This window comes from Parvularcula marina (assembly GCF_003399445.1).
In the GTDB taxonomy this organism is placed as follows: Bacteria; Pseudomonadota; Alphaproteobacteria; order Caulobacterales; family Parvularculaceae; genus Parvularcula; species Parvularcula marina.
In genome coordinates this window covers 2,602,002-2,619,971 of the sequence record NZ_QUQO01000001.1, presented here as the reverse complement: position 1 = coordinate 2,619,971, position 17,970 = coordinate 2,602,002, and the positions used below count along the sequence as shown (strand labels likewise).

Below are 17,970 nucleotides of genomic sequence, written 5' to 3'. Positions count from 1 at the left end.
AATTTTCCAGACGAATATCCGGATCAAGAATGAGCTGGAGGGAACGATGCTGAAGAAACTCGGCCTTATTGCAACTTGCATTTTCGTCTACGGAGGAGTTTCGCTAGCTCAAGTCGAAATAACGCCAACCCGCCCGGAATTCGTTGTCGCCAACGCAGCATCACGCGACGGGCAAGACCTCTCAGGCTCCTGGAGTTATTCGATCGATCCCTACCGTGACGGCTTATACGGATTTCACGGCAGCCCCTCGGGATATGGGCATCAGCGCTTCGCCCCACAGGATGTCGATATCGCCACGCGGCGTGCACCTTCCGCGCTATTTGAATATGACATGGCGCGTTCGCCGCGCGTGACCCTCCCCTCCTCCTGGACCAATCACGCCCCCGAAATGCGTCATTATGAGGGGCTCGTCTGGTACTCCCGCACATTCGAGGCGAAGAAAAAGAGAGGGGAACGGAGTTTTATCCGCGTCGGGGCCGCAAACTACACGGCTCGCGTCTATCTCAATGGCGAACTTGCCGGCACGCATGAGGGCGGCTTCACGCCCTTCACCTTTGAAGTGACGGATCTCGTCAAAAGCGGCGAGAACAATGTTACGATCGGTGTTGATTCTCAGCGAACAGACAAAAGCGTGCCGCCGCCCGTCACTGATTGGGAGACCTATGGCGGCATCACTCGGCCCGTCCAATTCATCACCACGCCAGAGACATTCATCGATGACGCATGGGTCCGGCTTGATCCGGATAACCGCCACATAAGAGTGACCGTGAGGCTCGACGGCCCGAAAGCCGCAAGCCAGCCCATCCAACTGTCGATTGAGGAACTCGGCATTGACCTGCGAGAAGAGACGAATGCGGACGGGATATGGACCGCCGTCTTCCCCGCCCCCGAGAGGCTCGTCCGCTGGTCACCGGAAAACCCGAAGCTTTATGATGTGACGATCACTGCAGGGGAAGATGATCTTGCCGAACGGATCGGCTTTCGAACGATTTCAGTTGAGGGAGAGGACATCCTCCTCAACGGAAAACCGGTATATTTACGCGGCATCAGCATGCATGAAGAGGAGTTGGGCCGCGATCCGTCACGTGTGATGACGGAGGCTGCCGCCCGCGCGCTGCTCACCGAAATCAAGGACGGCCTCAATGGCAATTTCGTCCGCCTTGCCCATTATCCGCATTCTGAATCTACCGTGCGGCTGGCCGATGAGATGGGCCTGCTCGTCTGGAGTGAAATCCCCGTCTATTGGCGCATCGATTGGGAAGACGAAGGGACGCTTGACGCCGCCCGCGCCATGCTGGCCGAGAATATCCTGCGCGACCGTAATCGCGCGTCCGTCATCCTCTGGAGCGTCGCCAATGAGACACCCGTCAGTGAGGCTCGAAACATTTTCCTCAATACGCTGATCGATGACGTCCGGGAACTCGATGACACACGGCTGGTGACCGCTGCCCTCCTCACCTCCCAAAGCGATCAGGGGGATGGCGAAGTCGCCCGAGTCGATGATCCGCTCGTCACCTCGCTCGATGTCATGGCGGTCAACACCTATAATGGCTGGTACGGGAATGTGCCCCTCGCCGAGGTTCATGAGATTTCATGGTTGTCCGACCACGGAAAACCGATGATTTTCTCCGAATATGGCGCAGGCGCACAGGCTGGTTTTCATGAAGTAAAAAACCCGCGCAAATTCACTGAGGAATATCAGGCGGAATATTACCGCCAGACACTCGCTATGGCGGACCGCGTGCCGTTCCTGCGCGGCATGTCGCCCTGGATCCTGAAGGATTTCCGCTCGCCCCGCCGTCAGCACCCGATTTATCAGCAGGGCTGGAACCGCAAGGGGCTCATCTCGGAGACCGGTGAACGGAAGGAGGCCTTTGACATCCTTGCCGCCTATTACCGTACCATGACTGAAACCTCAGACGAGACCTCAACCGAATAGGTTTCGCGGATAGGCCCGGTCGATAATGTCCTGAAGGCCCGCATGGCTGATCGCGGCTGACTTGAAAGGGTCAGGCGCGTCATCGCGTTCCGCAAAGAGATGCTTGATCCGCGAAATTTCCTTGTTTCCAAGGATGCTCGCAAAATCGATCGTCCCTGTACCGACATCAGTCATATTCCCGGCGGTGTCCATATCCTTGATATGAGCCATCGGGAAACGCTCCGGTGCAAATGCAAGCACGGATTCGATCGATTTTCCGGCCCGCTGAACCCAGTAGAAATCGAGTTCGAAATCGACCAGCTCCGGATCCGTCTCCAACATCAACACATCATAAGGCACATTGCCGCCAATCGGCACGAATTCGAAATCGTGATTGTGATAGGCAAAGCGCATACCTGCTTTCTTGCAGAGCTCGCCGATACGGTTACAGGCCGTCGCCCATTCCTGATACTGACTGATTGTTTGCCGGTCATCCGGGTGCAGCCAGCCAATAGTCACATAATCATGACCGGCCTCCGCTGCGACATCGACCACCTTTTGCGGAGCATCGCGAACATCGCGGGCTTGCACATGACCGCTCGGTGCCGTCATGCCAAGATCGGCGACGATGCGGCGGCACTCCGCAGGGCCTGCATCAAAATATCCGGCGAATTCGACCTCTCCATAGCCCATGCCAGCAATGGCTTTGAGCGTTCCGGGGACATCCTGCTCCATCGCGGCACGGACGGTATAAAGTTGAATCCCCGGCCGCTTGCGGGCAAGACCGACCCGGTCGAGTGCCTGAAACTCAGCACACCCCGGCAATGCCATCATCGAGAGAGCGGCAACGCCTGTCCCCAATAATCTGCGGCGGTTCATATCGATTTCCCGTTCCATTTTATCCCTCATCATACGATGCCCTCTTTCATCAATTCCCCCGCATGCCGGGCCGCGCGCGCCGTCAGCGCCATATAGGTCAATGACGGATTCTGGCACGCCGATGATGTCATGCACGCCCCGTCGGTGACAAACAGGTTCGGCACATCATGCGCCTGGTTCCAACGGTTGAGGACGGACTCCCTTGGGTTCCGGCCCATCCGGGCGCTGCCCATTTCATGGATACCATGACCGGGCGGTGCAGGCTCGGCTCTCGTCCGCAGCTGGACGACACCTGCCGTCTCGAGCATTTCCGTTGCGTCCTCAAGCGCGCGCGCCGCTAGCTTCAGGTCATTATCGCCCAGCGTGCAGTCGATATGCGGCAGCGGGATGCCCCATTTATCCGTATTCCTCGATAATGTGATGCGGTTTTCAGCACGCGGCAGCATCTCCCCGAAAATCGAGAAACCGAAACTCCAGGGACCTGGCGTCCGCAAGCGTTCTTTGAGCTCGGCCCCGACGCCCGCCTGATAGGTGCCGCGCCGCCAGTCCGCCCGTGCGCCGCCTCCCTGAAAGCCGTAGCCGCGCACAAAATCCGTCTCCGGCGTCTGCCCGGGCAGGTTTCGGAATCGTGGCACATAGATGCCGCCCGGCCGTTTGCCCGCATAATATTTGTCAGCAAAACCCGGCATGGTGCCCGAAACCCCAAAGCCGCTGACATGATCCATCAGATATCGTCCGAGGGCGCCCGAGCTGTTCGCGATGCCGTTCGGAAATTGCTCCGATATCGAATTGAGCATCATATGGGTGGAGCCAATTGCCGACGCGCAAAGGAAGACGACCTTGGCCGTATAGGTACGGCCCTCCTTAGTATTGTAATCAACGACCCGCACGCCGGAGGCCCGGCCGGTCGCCGGATCATAGATGACGCTATGCCCGATGGCATCCGTAACAATGGTGAGGTTCCCCGTCCGCTCGGCAGCCGGAAGGGTCGCACTGAGGCTGGAAAAATAGGCGCCATAGGAACAACCGCGATAGCAGAGATTGCGGAACTGGCACTGCCCGCGCCCCAGCTCCTTTTGCTCCTCGGTAGGTTCCGTCAGATGAGCAATCCGTCCCATGAGGAGTTTACGCCCGGGATAGGCCTCCTCGATCTTTTCTTTGACAGCCGATTCCACGCAATTGAGGTCCATGGCGGGCAGGAATTGTCCATCCGGCACATGATCGAGGCCTTCATAGGAGCCTGAGATTCCGGCAAACCGTTCGACATAATCATACCACGGCGCAATATCGGCATATCGGATCGGCCAGTCGATCCCGTGGCCATCCCGAAGATTGGCCTCAAAATCCATCTCACTCCAGCGATAAGAGTGTCGTGCCCAGAGGAGTGAGCGCCCGCCCAGATGATAACCGCGTAACCAGTTAAAGGGCCGCCCTTCCGGTGTCTCGTAGGGGTGGTCAGAATCCTTCACGAAAAGGTGCTGGTTCGCCGTGTTAAAGGCATAACATTGGCGCTGGATTTCATAATCCTCGTCCAGAACATCTTCCGGCATGCGCCCCCGGTTATCGAGCTCCCAAAGGTTTCGGAAATCCTGATAATCCGCCCCATGCTGAACGTGCTGGCCCCGCTCAATCACGAGTGTCTTGAAGCCCTGCTCGCAGAGTTCCTTGGCGGCCCAGCCCCCGCTGATCCCGGAGCCGACGACGATTGCATCAAAATCCATGAAAGCTCTTTCTTATTCAGTGACGCTCAGTCAGCCCAAGTCCGCATATCGCCCAAGGGCACGCAAGCATCCCACCGCCCGGGGATGAGTTCGAAACGGAGTTCCTGCGTTGCCCCGATTTCAGAATGATAATAGCCAAGCAGCACAAGGTCCTTGAAACGCTGATAGTCAGCATTCCACACTTCGAAGGAATGGGCGTCATAACCTTCGAGCACGGCGAGCTGGTGCTCAGGCGCTAGCCGCCGGAAAGACCGGCCGCCGACACGGATGGCCCGCTCATCAATCTGATCAAGGACGGCTTTCATTTGAGAGCGCGTCTCGGCGGACGCCCAGTCGCGCATCATGTCATCCATGAATTCTGGCACCCCGGCAGCGATAGCACCGGGTGTATCTGTCGCGGGGATCATGACATCGATAACGGCGCGAAGCTGGTCCATCCGGATAGCTGAGAAATATCGGCCTGCGCTGCCTCTCGTCTGCGGCTGGACATTTCCTTCTGCGCCCGAGCATCCCTCAAGCCCGGCCAACGCCGCCGCGCCGCCGACCATATAGACGGCTCGGCGCATCAGCTCCCGCCGGTCGATCGGCGCTTCCGGCGACTTGTTTTCAGCGCGTTTCATCGCCAGCCTCCTTCGGCTTTCCAGCACTATGGCTGTTCGTACAGATATGATCGTGGAGTACCCGCATTCTAGATCGTCCCTGCCTTGAGGAATTCGGCGGCATGATGCGCAGCGCGCGCGGACATCGCCATATAGGTGAGTGACGGGTTTTGACATGCCGTGGACGTCATACAGGCGCCATCCGTCACAAAGAGGTTCGGCACGTCATGTGCCTGATTATATTTGTTGAGCACGGATGTTTTGGGGTCATGCCCCATCCGCACCGTCCCCATTTCATGGATGGCCGAACCCGGCGCAAAAGGTTCCTCCCCACGCGCGGAGACATTCTTGAAGCCCGCCGCTTCCAGCATCGCCACCGCATCCAGATTAGCCTGTCTGGCGAGTTTCTTGTCGTTCTCACCCAGCGTGCAGTCGATATGGACCTGGGCCATGCCCCATTGATCCGTCTTCGTCGGATGTAGCGTCACCCGGTTATCGGGATTGGGCAGCATCTCGCCAAAGCCTGACAGCCAGACGCTCCAGCCGCTGGGGGTCCGCAGGGCATGTTTGAAGTCAGCACCGATGCCCGCCATGCCGCGGCCCCGTTCCCAACTGCCGCGCTGGCAGCCGCCCTGAAACCCGTAGCCGCGCACGAAATCGGGCGCATCTTCCGTCACATTGCGGTAGCGCGGAATGTAGAACCCGTTCGGCCGGCGGCCCGAATAATACATGTCCTCAAAGCCGTCGAAGCTGCCGCCTGCGCCCATGCCGCTGACATGATCCATCAGGTTCCGGCCCACCATATCGCTAGAATTGGCGATGCCGGTGGGGAATGCATCTGACATGGAATTGAGCATGATCTGCGCAGAGCCGATGGCCGAGGCACACAGAAAAACGACGCGTCCGGTGTAAATGCGGCCTTCCTTCGTATTCGAATCAATGATCCGCACCCCGGTCGCCCTGTTCGTTTCGGGGTCATAGATGACGCTGTGGCCGATAGCATCGGTGACGATGGTGAGGTTTTCGGTGAGCCGCGCTGCGGGCAATGTCGCGCTGAGGGATGAGAAATAGCTGCCGAAGCTGCAGCCCCGCGAGCAATAGCTCCTATACTGACAATTCCCCCGTCCGAGGTCCAGCTGCTCCTCTGTGGCCTCAGTGATATGCGCGCAGCGGCCAATGGTAAGCTTGCGCGTCGGGTATGCGACCTCAAGGCGCTTTTTCATCTCTTCCTCGAGGCAGTTGAGCTCCATCGCCGGCTGGAAGACGCCATCAGGCAATTGCTCAAGGCCTTCGGCCTGCCCTGAAATCCCTGCGAACCGTTCGACATGATCATACCACGGCGCGATATCTTGATAGCGGATGGGCCAGTCGACGCCGTACCCGTCCTTTTTATTGGCCTCAAAATCGATATCGCTCATGCGGTATGATTGCCGCGCCCACATCAGCGAGCGGCCACCCAGATGATATCCCCTGAACCAGCGGAATGGCCGGTCCTCCGGCACTGAATAAGGATGGTCCCCGGCCTTCATCCGGAAATGTTTCGTCGCCTGACTGGCAAAGGGATAAAGCGATTGTTCGTCTTCCGGGATGCGGTTGAGATAGGGCAGCTCCCAGGGCGCATCGAAATCGGTATAATCAGCGCCATGTTCAATATGGCGCCCGCGCTCGATGACGAGGGTTTTGAGCCCCCGCTCGGTGAGCTCCTTTGCCGCCCAGCCCCCGCTCATGCCGGAGCCGACGACGATTGCATCAAATTCCGGTTCCACCGACGCCCTCCTCACAAGCCCTTGCCGCTCACGCCCAGGCGCGGCCAATCTCCGCAAGAGGCACGCAGCCCCGATAGGCGCCGGGGATAAGCTCGAAGCGCAATTCCTGCGTCGCGCCGACCTCGGACTGATAATAAGCGGAGACGATCAACTCCTTCACATCGTGATAATCGTCCCCGCCCGTATGCATCGCATCGCGATCGAACATCCGTAGCAAGACATGTTGCCGTGCCGGGGTAAGGGAAAGGAATGATTTGCCGTAGGTTTCCTCCGCAGCCCTATCAATGCGCATGAGAACACCGCGCCAGCGGCTTTGCGTCTCCTCAGACGCCCAATGGGCCATCATCTCGTCGAGCTTTTGCGGCACGCCTGCGCCCGATGCGCCGGGTGTGTCGGTCTCGGGAATGATTAGATCGGCAATCCGGGTGATGAGCCGCATCTCATCGGCGGAAAAGAATTCCGTTGCCGGCGCAGCGGTAGCGGACGGTTCAACGCTCTTTGAACATGCCGGAAGCTGGCTTATCGCGGCCCCACCCGCCAACCAGGCGGCGCGGCGCAGCACTTCGCGCCGGTCCGGGCTTTCACCCCTGTCTGCCATGCGGACGCCTCCCACGCCTTATTTTCTTATGCCGGGAGGTGCAGAAGAATGTGTCATCCCGTGCGATTTCCGCCACTATGACTGTTAGCGCCAACATCGTCGAGTAGCATAAACAGTCAATAAGGGAGAAATGCGCCATGGGATTAAGGTCTGACACGAAAATGCTGGGGAAAAGGACGCCGCTCTTCCTGCTCCCGATCCTCATGCTTCTTGCGGCATGCGGTGGGCCCTCAGCACAGGAAACCCCTGCGGCGGCGGACAAGCCGCACATCCTCATTTTCTCCCATTCGACGGGCTGGCGGCACAAATCGATCGAGCCCGGCGTCGCTGCCATGACGGCGATGCTGGAGGCCGAAGGCTATCGCGTCACGGCGAGCGAGGACCCCGAGATTTTCTCGACCGAAGGCCTCGCCGATATCGATGCCCTGATGCTCATCAACACGACATCAAATTCCCGCGAGCCAGGCGGCGAATGGTGGGTCGGTGACCGGCGCATGGCCTTTCAGGCTTTCGTCCAGAATGGCGGCGGCGTCATCGGCATTCACGGCGCGTCGGATTCCCATTATAATTGGACCTGGTACGGAAAATTAATCGGCGGCTATTTTGAAAGCCACCCTCCTGGCACACCGCGCGGCGAACTCTCCGTCATCAATGCCAGCCAGACGAGTACGGAGGGCCTCCCGACGAATTTCTCCCGCGTCGATGAATGGTATTATATCAAGGATTATAACCCGGCGGTGACCCTGCTCGTCACACTCGATCCGGCCTCGATTGGTGAGGCGGATGCGAACCCCAACCCGATTTCCTGGCAACATGAATTCAACGGCGGCCGGGTGTTCTACACCTCCATGGGCCACACAGCAGAAACCTATACGGAGGATATCTTCCAGCAACATGTGCTGGGCGGCGTTAAGTGGGTGACGGCGGCGGAATAACCCCCCGTCCCAATTCTCATCAGGGAGGCTATAAGAATGAAAAAATCCGTATTCGCCATCATGGCACTCGCTATCTCAACCGCCAGCGTACAGGCCCAGACGATGCGGCCGGTCATGGACCTTGCCACCGCCGAGACCATCCGTGACGGCTGCCTCGATCATGCCCGGAAGAATGGCGAGGAGATTGCTGTTGCGATCTTCGATCATGCCGGGCGCCTCGTCACCTACGCCAAGATGGACGGCGCCTCGACCGCCGCCGCGGAGGTTGCCAAATGGAAGGGTAAATCGGCTGCGACCTATGAGTTTGCGAGCAGTGAGACGGCAAACTGGAACGGGCCCGCCGCGCCGGACATGGCGACCTTTGGCGGCGGCCTGCCGCTTTTCACAAGTGATGGTGTCGGCGTTGGCGGCGTCGGTGTTTCGGGCGCTGTCACCGAATTCGATATTGCCTGCGGCAATGCGGGGGCGGTGCTCGCGGATCTCAGCACCGATCGTCCCGAATGAGACGCGCTGCCCTACTTCTGGCTCTCACCCTTGCGGCCTGCGGCGGTGAAAGAGTGCAGGCGACCGCTGAATGGGTGCCGATCTTCAATGGCAAGGACCTCACCGGCTGGACACCGAAACTGAGCGGCTATCCCCTTGGCGAGGATCCGTTCGAGACATTCCGTGTAGAGGACGGCGTCCTGCAGATCCATTATGATCAGTATGACGTCTTTCAGGGAGAGTTCGGCCATCTCTTTTACGAGACGCCCTACTCTTCTTATGACATCCGTTTCGAATACCGTTTTCTCGGTGAGCAGATCAGTGGTGGGCCGGACTGGGCGTGGCGCAATAATGGTCTGATGGTCCACACCGAAGACCCCGCGACCATGCCGCTGGACAAGGACTTCCCCCGTTCCATCGAAGTCCAGCTTCTTGGCGGCAATGGGGCGGATGAGCGTCCGACAGGTAATCTGTGCACGCCCGATACCATGTCGTGATGGATGGCGTGTTGCGTACCGAGCATTGCATCAATTCGGCCTCTCCCACATATCACGGCGACGATTGGGTGAAGGCGGAAATTCATGTCCGCGGCGGCGAGGAGATCATCCATTTCATCAATGGCGAGGAAGTGATGCGTTACCAGTCCCCCCAGATTGGTGATGCAATGCCCGTCGAGGGCGAAGGCACGCCTGTCGCGCGCGGATATTTTGCCCTTCAGGCCGAAACCCATCCGACAGAGTTCCGTAATATCGAGATCAGGGTGCTGGAGGAATGATGCCCGCCTTCGTCGCGAGGCGACTACGACGCAGCCTCAAGTAGCGAAGCGATAGGCCGGGAAAATGGTGGGCGTACGTGGGTTCGAACCACGGACCCCTGCCGTGTGAAGGCAGTGCTCTACCACTGAGCTATACGCCCGGAGCGCGAGGGGATAGCCGAGAGGAACGAGACGGGCAAGCGAAACCTCATGCCATTCAAGATCGCCTGTCTGGACATTTCTGCCGTCCTGCGGGAGCTAGGACATCACGAATTTTTCAAAGGCAGAGAAGATGAAAAAGCTGGCCATCGCCTCCTCCCTCGCATTGGGCCTTGCCGCCTGTGCCACGCCGTCAGGAGAACCGGAAAACGCCCTGCCCGATTTTGAGGGCGAAGCCCTGCGGGCCATGGAAGCTTTCGATGCCACCGGCATGGCGGCGGCCATCACCGTCGATGGCGAGGTCGTCTTTCAAGCGGCCTACGGTAAAGCCGATGAAGGCACGGACGCACCGCTTACGGAGGATATGCTCCTGCCCGTCGCGTCGATTTCGAAAGCCTTCACGACGACCGCGCTGGCCATCCTCGTCGACAGAGGGCTGGTTGAATGGGATGCGCCGGTCCGGACTTATATCCCAGAATTTGCGATGTATGACCCCTGGGTCAGTGAGCACTTCACCGTGCGCGATGCGCTGACCCACCGGTCGGGCCTGCCGCTCGGTGCCGGGGACCTGCTCTTCTGGCCGGATTCCTATTCCACCGCCGGCGATATCATCGCCGCCCTGCCGCATTTGCGTCCGAGCACAGAGTTCCGGGCCGCCTATGCCTATGACAACCTCCTTTATATCGTCGCTGGTGAGATCGTCGCCCGCGCCTCTGGTGAGAGCTGGGCGGATTTCGTCCGGGCAGAAATTTTCGAGCCTGTCGGGCTTGAAGAATGCGCAACGGACTATACCCGGATGCGTGATGAACAGACCCTGATGACGGGACACGAACGCGCGCCCGGCGAGGAAGAAGGCGTGCCCGTTGATGAACGCACGCTCTTCAAGCCAGAACATGCTGCCGCCGCAGGTCTCGTCTGTCCGGCGAGTGACATGATGATCTGGGCCCAGTTCTGGCTTGATGGCGCGGAGACCAAAGACGGTGAACGGATCATCAGCGAGAAACAGGCGCGGGAACTCTGGACTGGCGTGACGCCGAAACGCAGCGGCGGAAGTTTCAATGCCGGGGCATCGCATATGCAGCTTTATGCCCTTGGCTGGAATATCACCGATTTCGAAGGCACGCTGATGGTCTCGCATTCCGGCGGGGCGCCCGGCGTGACCAGCAATTTCATCCTCCTGCCTGAGAAGAATATCGGCATCTTCGCGTCATCGAATGATTACCGGGGGACAGCCTCAACCTTCACCACTCAGATAGCGGATGATCTCCTGGGCGGCCGGCAGTATGACTATATCGCCGCCTCAGGTGAGCGGTTCGCCAAATCGATTGCCGAAGCGCAGGCTGCCCTTGCTGGCGCTGTCTCCCCGCCGACAGATGCGGCGGCCCCAAGCCTGCCCCTTGCGGCTTATACGGGGGTCTATCGGGACGCCTGGTATGGAGATGTCACGATCAGCATGAAGGACGGCAAGCTCTTCATCGATATGAGCCGGTCTGAAATTCTCGATGGTTCGCTCAGCCATTATGATGGCGATCGGTTTGTCGCTTTCTGGCCGGATCGTTCGCTGAAAGCCGATGCCTTCGTGACGTTCACGGAAGAAGACGGCAAGATCACCCGCATGGCGATGGAAGCCGTCTCTGACATCACGGATTTCTCCTATGACTTCCACGACCTCGATCTTGTCCGGGTCGATTAACGGGTAGCCCCATGTTCATCATCTGCGACCTCGACGGCACTCTGGCTGATATCGAGCACCGCCGTCATCACGTCACGACGCGGCCAAAGAACTGGTCCGCCTTCTTTCGTGCCTGCACGGAGGATTCACCGATTGTGCCCGTGATCGAGACGGTCAAGGCGCTCTATGCCGCAGGGCACCGCATCGAAATCTGGTCCGGGCGGTCAGATGAGGTGCGCCATGAGACAGAAATCTGGCTCGCCGCCGCAGGCCTGCCCGACGTGACACTGAAAATGCGGGCAGATGGCGACAGCACCCCTGACGATGTCCTGAAGGAAAGCTGGCTGCTCGAAGAGCCGGCGCTGCCCGACCTAGTTTTCGATGACCGGAACAAGGTTGTTGCCATGTGGCGGCGGCACGGGATCGTCTGCGCGCAGGTCGCGCCTGGAGATTTTTAGTTTCCAAACGGAATTTATTACGCCGCGGCGAGCATCCGGTCGACTTCATCGACAAGGTCACGCAGGTGGAACGGCTTGGAGAGAACCTTCGCCTCTTTAGGCGCCTTGTTCGCCGGGTTGAGCGCAACAGCGGCAAAACCGGTGATGAACATGATCTTCATTTCAGGATCGATATCGGCCGCGCGGCGCGCCAGCTCGATCCCGTCCATGACCGGCATCACGATATCCGTCAGCAGAAGGTCGAATTCGCGGAGCTGAAGCTCATTGAGGGCATCATCGCCTTGTGAAGCGTCCACAACGGCATGGCCTGCCTTCTCCAGTGCCTTCTTGAGAAAGCCCCGCATGCTGTCGTCATCTTCAGCCAGCAAGATCGCCGCCATGCCCATAGTCCCTATTAAACTGCCCGGGAGGTCTACCCCGATCAGCCTTAAGGCCACCTTAATCGATCTTCGGGCCAACTTACAGCGACATTCGGGCCCGTTCAGTTCAATTTCACCTCATCGGCACAACATGCTAAATCGGCTCAATCCTCGGGGAAGGAATCGAGAATGGTTGCAAAAATCGTCAAGGCGTCCTTCCCGGGACATCTGCTGACACGTCCCAGTGTCTGGCAGGCGCCTTATATCTTTGCGTCCCCGCATTCCGGCCGGCATTACCCTTCGCGTTTTCTTTCAAGCTCGATTCTGGATCTGACGGAGCTGCGGCGGTCGGAGGACGCATATGTCGATACGTTGCTGCCAAGCCCCGATGAAATCGGGGTGCCGATCCTGACGGCCCGTTTCCCGCGCGCTTTCGTGGACGTGAACCGGTCGGCGAATGAAATCGATACGACAATGTTCACGACACCGCCGAAGATCAGCGCGGAAAGCCGGTCCAACCGGGTCGCTGCCGGTTTCGGGGTCATTCCCAAATATGCCGCGGCCGGGCGCGCGATCTATTCGCGCCGGCTCTCTGGACAGGAAGGCTCATCCCGCCTGAGCATGTGCTATGAGCCCTATCACGCCGCCCTCAGGGGGCTGATCGATGAATGTGTCGATCTTTTCGGCACGGCCATCGTCATCGACTGGCATTCCATGCCTTCGGTGGGGGCGTCAGGGCAGAAACTGGCCGATGCGGTCCTTGGGAATCGCTATGGCGCTTCTTGCGACCGGGCGGTGTGCACATCCTGGGAAGCAGCCCTTGATGGCGCTGGCCTGACGGTCCGGCGCAACTCGCCCTATGCAGGCGGCTACGTCACCTCGACTTACGGCAAGCCGGCCAAGGGCGTTCACGTCCTTCAGATCGAGATCAATCGCGGACTTTATCTGGATGAAGCCCGCACGATGCGGATTGGCGCGCGATTCCGCCTTTTAAAAGAACGCCTTGGCAGTGCCATCGCGAGCGTCATTTCCGACGCTGCCCTCCCCCTCGACATCGCGGCCGAGTAAAAAAAAATGGCCGCGGCAGAGGCCGCGGCCAAGTTATAGGGAGGAAACGCCCAGAAAGGGCATCGCAGCCGAAGCTGCCCTCAAACAATAGGCAACGAAAACAGATGGTGCAAGCATTTTTTTGCAGGCGCGAAGCACCTTGAGATTTTTTAGCTATCAAATTCCCTTGATTTAACAGAATCTTCTCAGGTGAGCGAGATTGTGGCGCCATTATCGCGCGCCATTTATTGCGCTGCAAAATAAATTAGGGCGGAAACGTAAAAACTGTCCATTTCTCCGCCGAGCAGGCCTTCGTGATTGCCCGCTTCTCTGCTCTCTCATATGTGTCGCTGATGAGCGAAGAACAATCCCCCACCCCCGAACGTTCCCGAGGCATTCGCCGGATTGGCGGCCAAGTCCGCAATCTGACCAAAGCCAAGCAGAAATTCCCGATGCCGAACCCCGAACAGGGGCTAAAAATCGTCATCGCCACGGATGCCTGGAAGCCTCAGCTGAACGGGGTGGTGACGACGCTCGATACGCTCGGCCGCATCCTGACCAAATTCGGAAATGAAGTCCTTTATATCACGCCGCAGGACTTCCACTCCCTTCCCATGCCGACTTACCCGGAGATCCGGCTTTCCCTGTTCCCGAACCGCAAGGTCGCGGCGATGATCAACAAGTTCAAACCGGACGCGATCCACATTGCGACCGAAGGACCGATCGGCCGTGCCGCCCGCCGGTTCTGCCGCCGCCGGAAATATCCGTACACCACCTCATTCCACACGCGTTTTGCTGAATACACCAATGAGCGTTTCAAGCTGCCGATTGACTGGGGCTATGCGCTGCTCAAGGATTTTCACAATCACGGCGAAGCGATGATGGTCGCTACTCCCGGCCTCATGGAGGAACTCGGCGAGCGCGGTTTCAAGAATATGCGCCTGTGGGAACGCGGCGTGGATACCGATCAGTTCCACCCCATCGAAAGCGATGTGATGAAGGATCTGCCGCGGCCGATCTTCACCTATGTCGGGCGCTTCGCGGTTGAAAAGACGCTCGAGGATTTTCTCGATCTCGACCTCCCCGGTACGAAATGCATGGTCGGCGCCGGGCCGCAAGAAGAAGAACTCCGCAAGAAATATCCGAACGTCCACTGGGCGGGAAAACAATTCGGCGAGGATCTGGCCAAATACTACACAGCCTCGGATGTCTTCGTCTTCCCGTCCCGGACGGACACGTTCGGCCTTGTAAACGTCGAGGCCCTCGCCTGCGGCGTGCCCGTCGCGGCCTATCCTGTCCGTGGGCCCCTTGAGATCCTTGATGGCGCGCCCCTCAGCGTCGGCTGCATGGATGAAGACCTCAAAAAGGCGTGCATGACCGCCCTCGAGAACCGGGACCCTGAAGCCTGCCGGCAATGGGCCCTCAAATTCTCATGGGACGCGGCCGCGCGGCAATTTATCGGCAATCTCGAAATTCCGGGATTTGACGAGGAATTCTGGCTTCGTTCCGCCAAGATGATCGAGGATCCAATCCTGCCAACTTGACGGGAGCCTCGCGCTTCCGCCACAGGAGGGAATGACCGGCCCCTTTGCTTACGAGGTCGGCCCGCCCCGGGCAGGGCGAAGGAAAACAAGAGTTTATGACTGAACACACAGCGAGCGGGCAGGATATCCGGATCGCCCTGGACGTCATGGGCGCTGACAAAGGCGTCGGGGAAGTCCTCGACGGTGTTGGCCGGGCCTATGCCTCTGGCCTCAAGGCAAAGATCAGCCTTCATGGCCGTGAGGATGAAATCTCATCGACGCTGAACGGGCTGGGGCTTTCGGATAAGCCGATCAGCATCGCTCACGCGGACGACGTCATCACGATGAATGACAAGCCGACTGAGGCTCTACGTCGCGGCAAGAAATCTTCCATGTGGTCAGCGATGGCGTCCGTGAAATCGGGCGACGCCCATGCTGCTGTCTCGTCGGGTAATACCGGCGCCTTGATGGCGATGGGAGTTCTTCAGCTTCGCAAGATCGAGGGCATCGACCGCCCAGCCATCAGCTGTATCTGGCCAACCCTTCGCGGTCGCTGCGTCGTTCTGGATGTCGGCGCCAATGTCGAAGCGACGGCCAAGCAGCTCGTCCAGTTCGCCATTATGGGGGAGGCCTATTTCCGTGCTCTGACGGAAAAGGAGAAGCCTTCTGTCAGCCTTCTGAATGTCGGCTCAGAAGATCTCAAAGGGCATGACCTGATCCGCACGGCCGCGACGATCCTGAAAGAAGCTGATCACGAAATGAACTTTACGGGCTTTGTTGAGGGGAACGGTATTTCCCTTGGCGAAGCAGATGTGGTGGTCACGGACGGCTTTACGGGCAACGTCTCTCTTAAGACGGCAGAAGGTACAGCACGGCTGATCGGCAGCTGGCTGAAAGAAGCACTGACATCGAACATTGTCTCCAAAATGGGCGCGCTGCTGGTCAAACCCTCTCTTGAAGAGATGCGGGCAAAAATGAACCCGTCCAATTCGAATGGCGCCCCGCTGCTTGGCTTGAACGGCCTTGTCATCAAGAGCCATGGCGGCTCTGATGCTGAAGGGGTTGCGGCTGCGATCAAGACGGCCGAGACACTCGCCAATCATCCTTTCCAGGACGAAATCAGACGAACCGTTGCCAAGGTTGAAGCGCGCGCCGTTGCGAAACACCTGCCGCTTGAAGAACCCGCAGAGGCCGCAGCCGAATGACACAGTACACACTGCCCTTCAGAGCCATAGTCCGGGGGTGCGGTGGCGCCCTTCCCGATCGGGTCGTAACCAATGCGGATATGGCCAAGTTCGTCGATACGTCCGACGAATGGATCACTGAGCGCACAGGCATTCGCCAACGCCATATCGCCGCCGAAGGGCAGTATACGTCAGATCTGGGCACCGAGGCGGCCAAGGCCGCTCTCGCCGATGCCGGGATGAAGGCCGAAGACATCGACCTGATCATCGTTGCGACAGCGACACCGGACATGACCTTCCCCGCAACCGCATCGATCATCCAGCGCAAGCTGGGTGCAGGTGCAGGTGCCGCCTTCGATCTGCAGGCTGTCTGCACGGGCTTTGTCTATGCGATGGCCACGGCGGAGAAGTTCCTTGCCTCCGGTCAGCACAAACGCGCGCTGGTCATCGGTGCAGAGACTTTCTCGCGCATCCTTGATTGGGAAGACCGCACGACATGCGTTCTCTTTGGTGATGGTGCCGGCGCCTTCGTGCTCGAAGCTGTTCCGACCGAGGATGCGGGCGGCAAAGGCATTCTGGCCAGCCACCTTCGTTGTGACGGGTCGCTGACTGATCTGCTTTTCGTCGATGGTGGCCCTTCCATGACCGGCACGGTCGGTCATCTGCGGATGCAAGGGAACAAGGTCTTTCGGGAAGCCGTCGGGCGTATCTCCGATGCCATGGTCGAAGCTGCCGAAGCCGCCAGCATCACCATGGATGAAGTTGACTGGTTCGTGCCGCACCAAGCCAACCAGCGGATCATCGGCGGGGTCGTCAAAAAGCTCGGTCTGGATGAGAGCAAAGTCGTCTCGACGATCGCCCGACACGGCAACACCTCCGCAGCGTCGATCCCTCTCGCATGGAGCGTTGCAAAAGCAGATGGCCGCATAAAAGACGGTGATCTTGTGATTATCGAGGGCATGGGCGGCGGCCTGACCTGGGGCGCAGCCGTCATCCAGCTCTAAGTGAACTTTTTCGCTCAATCACTGCTAAAAGTCGGAAAAGTGAGTGGAATTGGCTCTGCCCTCCCCATAAGGGGGTGGACAAATCGCTGTCAGGTGTTGCGATTGCAGGATCGTCGAAATGGCGTCATAACTTATGATAAGATTCCTCAGGGGTGCGATCACATGGGAAAAACGCATACGCGAGCTGATCTGACTGAGGCAGTCTATCGTGCCGTCGGTCTGTCACGTCAGGAATCCGGGGAACTGGTTGAAAGCGTGCTCGACACGATCGCGGCCCGGCTCGAAACCGGCGAAGCCGTCAAGCTGAGCTCATTCGGCACTTTCCAGGTACGCTCCAAAAATGAGCGAATCGGACGCAATCCCAAGACAGGCGAAGAAGTTGCGATCACGCCGCGCCGTGTCCTGACCTTCCGTGCCTCCCATGTTCTCAAAGACCAGATCAATGAGGGTCTGCGCGGCAGCGCCGGCACGAATGGATGAAAAAGGCCCGCGACGCCTTTCGAACGATCTCGGAGGCTGCGGAAGAACTTTGCCTGCCTCAACATGTCCTTCGCCATTGGGAAGATAGCTTCGGTGCGATCCGGCCAATGCGGCGCGCTGGCGGGCGACGCTATTACCGCCTGCAAGACATTGAGCTTCTGAACGGCGTCAAAGTCCTCCTCCACGAGCAGGGTTTCACCACCAAGGGCGTCCAGAAAATCTTCTCGGAACGTGGGCCTTCTTATGTTTCTGAGCTTGGGCGAACCGCCCTTGCCGGTGAGGTGGAGCAACAAAAAAGCGTGCCTGTGGAAGTCGACCGCCAACAGCTCGAAGAGCTGCTCGCCCGGGCTCATTCCCTCAAGACCAGCCTGCATCAATTGCGCGAGACGCTTTTTCACCCCACCCCGAATTAAGCACGCAGTTCCAGTTGC

Annotated in this window: 19 protein-coding genes and 1 tRNA gene; 13 read left to right on the top strand and 7 right to left on the bottom strand. The window is 58.8% G+C overall.

Annotation, left to right across the window (positions count from 1 at the left end; genetic code table 11):
* The first annotated feature begins 46 nt into the window (after nucleotides 1-46).
* Nucleotides 47-1,939 carry a glycoside hydrolase family 2 protein gene (locus DX908_RS12635; RefSeq protein WP_116392665.1) on the top strand — a complete coding sequence of 631 codons (1,893 nt, stop codon included), beginning with the start codon at nucleotides 47-49 and terminating at the stop codon, nucleotides 1,937-1,939.
* Here DX908_RS12635 and DX908_RS12630 read toward each other — a convergent pair.
* The 5 genes from DX908_RS12630 to DX908_RS12610 form a co-directional block, all read right to left on the bottom strand.
* On the bottom strand, nucleotides 1,928-2,830 hold the full coding sequence (locus DX908_RS12630) for a sugar phosphate isomerase/epimerase family protein (protein ID WP_116392664.1): 903 nt from the start codon (nucleotides 2,828-2,830) through the stop codon (nucleotides 1,928-1,930). The two genes, DX908_RS12635 and DX908_RS12630, sit on opposite strands and share 12 nt — an antisense overlap.
* On the bottom strand, nucleotides 2,827-4,518 hold the full coding sequence (locus DX908_RS12625; RefSeq protein WP_116392663.1) for a GMC oxidoreductase: 1,692 nt from the start codon (nucleotides 4,516-4,518) through the stop codon (nucleotides 2,827-2,829). Before DX908_RS12625 ends, DX908_RS12630 begins: the two co-directional genes overlap by 4 nt.
* A 26-nt stretch (nucleotides 4,519-4,544) precedes the next feature.
* Nucleotides 4,545-5,138 (bottom strand): gluconate 2-dehydrogenase subunit 3 family protein, encoded by a 594-nt coding sequence (locus DX908_RS12620; RefSeq protein ID WP_158548751.1) that lies wholly within the window; start codon nucleotides 5,136-5,138, stop codon nucleotides 4,545-4,547.
* A gap of 68 nt (nucleotides 5,139-5,206) precedes the next feature.
* Nucleotides 5,207-6,883, bottom strand: coding sequence for a GMC family oxidoreductase (locus DX908_RS12615; protein ID WP_199564707.1), 1,677 nt, complete (start codon nucleotides 6,881-6,883; stop codon nucleotides 5,207-5,209).
* 28 nt (nucleotides 6,884-6,911) lie between these two features.
* On the bottom strand, nucleotides 6,912-7,481 hold the full coding sequence (locus tag DX908_RS12610; RefSeq protein ID WP_116392661.1) for a gluconate 2-dehydrogenase subunit 3 family protein: 570 nt from the start codon (nucleotides 7,479-7,481) through the stop codon (nucleotides 6,912-6,914).
* A gap of 137 nt (nucleotides 7,482-7,618) precedes the next feature.
* Between DX908_RS12610 and DX908_RS12605 the strand changes: the two genes are divergently transcribed.
* From DX908_RS12605 to DX908_RS16680, 4 genes are read left to right on the top strand one after another with little or no spacing between them, the layout of a single operon-like run.
* On the top strand, nucleotides 7,619-8,416 hold the full coding sequence (locus DX908_RS12605; protein WP_116392660.1) for a ThuA domain-containing protein: 798 nt from the start codon (nucleotides 7,619-7,621) through the stop codon (nucleotides 8,414-8,416).
* A gap of 36 nt (nucleotides 8,417-8,452) precedes the next feature.
* The gene (locus DX908_RS12600) at nucleotides 8,453-8,920 is read left to right on the top strand and encodes a heme-binding protein (protein ID WP_116392659.1); all 468 of its coding nucleotides are present in this window, start codon (nucleotides 8,453-8,455) and stop codon (nucleotides 8,918-8,920) included.
* Nucleotides 8,917-9,396, top strand: coding sequence for a 3-keto-disaccharide hydrolase (locus DX908_RS16685; RefSeq protein ID WP_199564706.1), 480 nt, complete (start codon nucleotides 8,917-8,919; stop codon nucleotides 9,394-9,396). Before DX908_RS12600 ends, DX908_RS16685 begins: the two co-directional genes overlap by 4 nt.
* A complete protein-coding gene (locus tag DX908_RS16680) occupies nucleotides 9,396-9,674 on the top strand; it encodes a 3-keto-disaccharide hydrolase (protein WP_199564705.1) in 279 nt (92 codons plus the stop codon). The genes DX908_RS16685 and DX908_RS16680 overlap by 1 nt, the downstream gene beginning before the upstream one ends.
* Nucleotides 9,675-9,739: 65 nt before the next feature.
* Here the strand turns inward: DX908_RS16680 and DX908_RS12590 are convergent.
* Nucleotides 9,740-9,814: transfer RNA gene (locus DX908_RS12590), tRNA-Val, on the bottom strand.
* A 131-nt stretch (nucleotides 9,815-9,945) separates the two neighbouring features.
* Between DX908_RS12590 and DX908_RS12585 the strand changes: the two genes are divergently transcribed.
* Together DX908_RS12585 and DX908_RS12580 are read left to right on the top strand one after the other, a co-directional pair.
* Nucleotides 9,946-11,505, top strand: coding sequence for a serine hydrolase (locus tag DX908_RS12585; RefSeq protein ID WP_116392658.1), 1,560 nt, complete (start codon nucleotides 9,946-9,948; stop codon nucleotides 11,503-11,505).
* A gap of 11 nt (nucleotides 11,506-11,516) precedes the next feature.
* Entirely contained in the window at nucleotides 11,517-11,942 is a 426-nt protein-coding gene (locus tag DX908_RS12580; protein WP_116392657.1) for a phosphatase domain-containing protein, read from the top strand.
* Nucleotides 11,943-11,959: 17 nt separating this feature from the next.
* Here the strand turns inward: DX908_RS12580 and cpdR are convergent, their stop codons facing one another.
* Nucleotides 11,960-12,322 carry a cell cycle two-component system response regulator CpdR gene (gene cpdR, locus DX908_RS12575; RefSeq protein ID WP_116392656.1) on the bottom strand — a complete coding sequence of 121 codons (363 nt, stop codon included), beginning with the start codon at nucleotides 12,320-12,322 and terminating at the stop codon, nucleotides 11,960-11,962.
* 168 nt (nucleotides 12,323-12,490) lie between these two features.
* Here cpdR and DX908_RS12570 point away from each other — a divergent pair, with 168 nt between their 5' ends.
* From DX908_RS12570 to DX908_RS12545, 6 genes are all read left to right on the top strand, one after another.
* Complete coding sequence (locus DX908_RS12570) at nucleotides 12,491-13,369, top strand: N-formylglutamate amidohydrolase (RefSeq protein ID WP_116392655.1); 879 nt, start codon at nucleotides 12,491-12,493, stop codon at nucleotides 13,367-13,369.
* 332 nt (nucleotides 13,370-13,701) lie between these two features.
* Nucleotides 13,702-14,892 (top strand): glycosyltransferase family 4 protein, encoded by a 1,191-nt coding sequence (locus tag DX908_RS12565; protein WP_116393101.1) that lies wholly within the window; start codon nucleotides 13,702-13,704, stop codon nucleotides 14,890-14,892.
* A 95-nt stretch (nucleotides 14,893-14,987) separates the two neighbouring features.
* Nucleotides 14,988-16,076, top strand: a complete 1,089-nt coding sequence (gene plsX / locus DX908_RS12560; RefSeq protein ID WP_116392654.1) for a phosphate acyltransferase PlsX — start codon at nucleotides 14,988-14,990, stop codon at nucleotides 16,074-16,076.
* Nucleotides 16,073-17,059 carry a beta-ketoacyl-ACP synthase III gene (locus tag DX908_RS12555; RefSeq protein WP_116392653.1) on the top strand — a complete coding sequence of 329 codons (987 nt, stop codon included), beginning with the start codon at nucleotides 16,073-16,075 and terminating at the stop codon, nucleotides 17,057-17,059. The genes plsX and DX908_RS12555 overlap by 4 nt, the downstream gene beginning before the upstream one ends.
* 162 nt (nucleotides 17,060-17,221) lie before the next feature.
* A complete protein-coding gene (locus DX908_RS12550) occupies nucleotides 17,222-17,539 on the top strand; it encodes an integration host factor subunit alpha (RefSeq protein WP_116392652.1) in 318 nt (105 codons plus the stop codon).
* Nucleotides 17,536-17,952 carry a MerR family transcriptional regulator gene (locus DX908_RS12545; protein ID WP_116392651.1) on the top strand — a complete coding sequence of 139 codons (417 nt, stop codon included), beginning with the start codon at nucleotides 17,536-17,538 and terminating at the stop codon, nucleotides 17,950-17,952. Before DX908_RS12550 ends, DX908_RS12545 begins: the two co-directional genes overlap by 4 nt.
* Nucleotides 17,953-17,970: the final 18 nt, after the last annotated feature.

What these genes read in the sequence shown, in the direction of transcription:
- DX908_RS12635 (WP_116392665.1), top strand. Translation starts at nt 47, where the DNA reads ATGCTGAAGAAACTCGGCCTTATTGCAACTTGCATTTTCGTCTACGGA.
- DX908_RS12630 (WP_116392664.1), bottom strand. Translation starts at nt 2,830, where the DNA reads ATGATGAGGGATAAAATGGAACGGGAAATCGATATGAACCGCCGCAGA.
- DX908_RS12625 (WP_116392663.1), bottom strand. Translation starts at nt 4,518, where the DNA reads ATGGATTTTGATGCAATCGTCGTCGGCTCCGGGATCAGCGGGGGCTGG.
- DX908_RS12620 (WP_158548751.1), bottom strand. Translation starts at nt 5,138, where the DNA reads ATGAAACGCGCTGAAAACAAGTCGCCGGAAGCGCCGATCGACCGGCGG.
- DX908_RS12610 (WP_116392661.1), bottom strand. Translation starts at nt 7,481, where the DNA reads ATGGCAGACAGGGGTGAAAGCCCGGACCGGCGCGAAGTGCTGCGCCGC.
- DX908_RS12605 (WP_116392660.1), top strand. Translation starts at nt 7,619, where the DNA reads ATGGGATTAAGGTCTGACACGAAAATGCTGGGGAAAAGGACGCCGCTC.
- DX908_RS12600 (WP_116392659.1), top strand. Translation starts at nt 8,453, where the DNA reads ATGAAAAAATCCGTATTCGCCATCATGGCACTCGCTATCTCAACCGCC.
- DX908_RS16685 (WP_199564706.1), top strand. Translation starts at nt 8,917, where the DNA reads ATGAGACGCGCTGCCCTACTTCTGGCTCTCACCCTTGCGGCCTGCGGC.
- DX908_RS16680 (WP_199564705.1), top strand. Translation starts at nt 9,396, where the DNA reads ATGGATGGCGTGTTGCGTACCGAGCATTGCATCAATTCGGCCTCTCCC.
- DX908_RS12585 (WP_116392658.1), top strand. Translation starts at nt 9,946, where the DNA reads ATGAAAAAGCTGGCCATCGCCTCCTCCCTCGCATTGGGCCTTGCCGCC.
- DX908_RS12580 (WP_116392657.1), top strand. Translation starts at nt 11,517, where the DNA reads ATGTTCATCATCTGCGACCTCGACGGCACTCTGGCTGATATCGAGCAC.
- cpdR (WP_116392656.1), bottom strand. Translation starts at nt 12,322, where the DNA reads ATGGCGGCGATCTTGCTGGCTGAAGATGACGACAGCATGCGGGGCTTT.
- DX908_RS12570 (WP_116392655.1), top strand. Translation starts at nt 12,491, where the DNA reads ATGGTTGCAAAAATCGTCAAGGCGTCCTTCCCGGGACATCTGCTGACA.
- DX908_RS12565 (WP_116393101.1), top strand. Translation starts at nt 13,702, where the DNA reads ATGAGCGAAGAACAATCCCCCACCCCCGAACGTTCCCGAGGCATTCGC.
- plsX (WP_116392654.1), top strand. Translation starts at nt 14,988, where the DNA reads ATGACTGAACACACAGCGAGCGGGCAGGATATCCGGATCGCCCTGGAC.
- DX908_RS12555 (WP_116392653.1), top strand. Translation starts at nt 16,073, where the DNA reads ATGACACAGTACACACTGCCCTTCAGAGCCATAGTCCGGGGGTGCGGT.
- DX908_RS12550 (WP_116392652.1), top strand. Translation starts at nt 17,222, where the DNA reads ATGGGAAAAACGCATACGCGAGCTGATCTGACTGAGGCAGTCTATCGT.
- DX908_RS12545 (WP_116392651.1), top strand. Translation starts at nt 17,536, where the DNA reads ATGAAAAAGGCCCGCGACGCCTTTCGAACGATCTCGGAGGCTGCGGAA.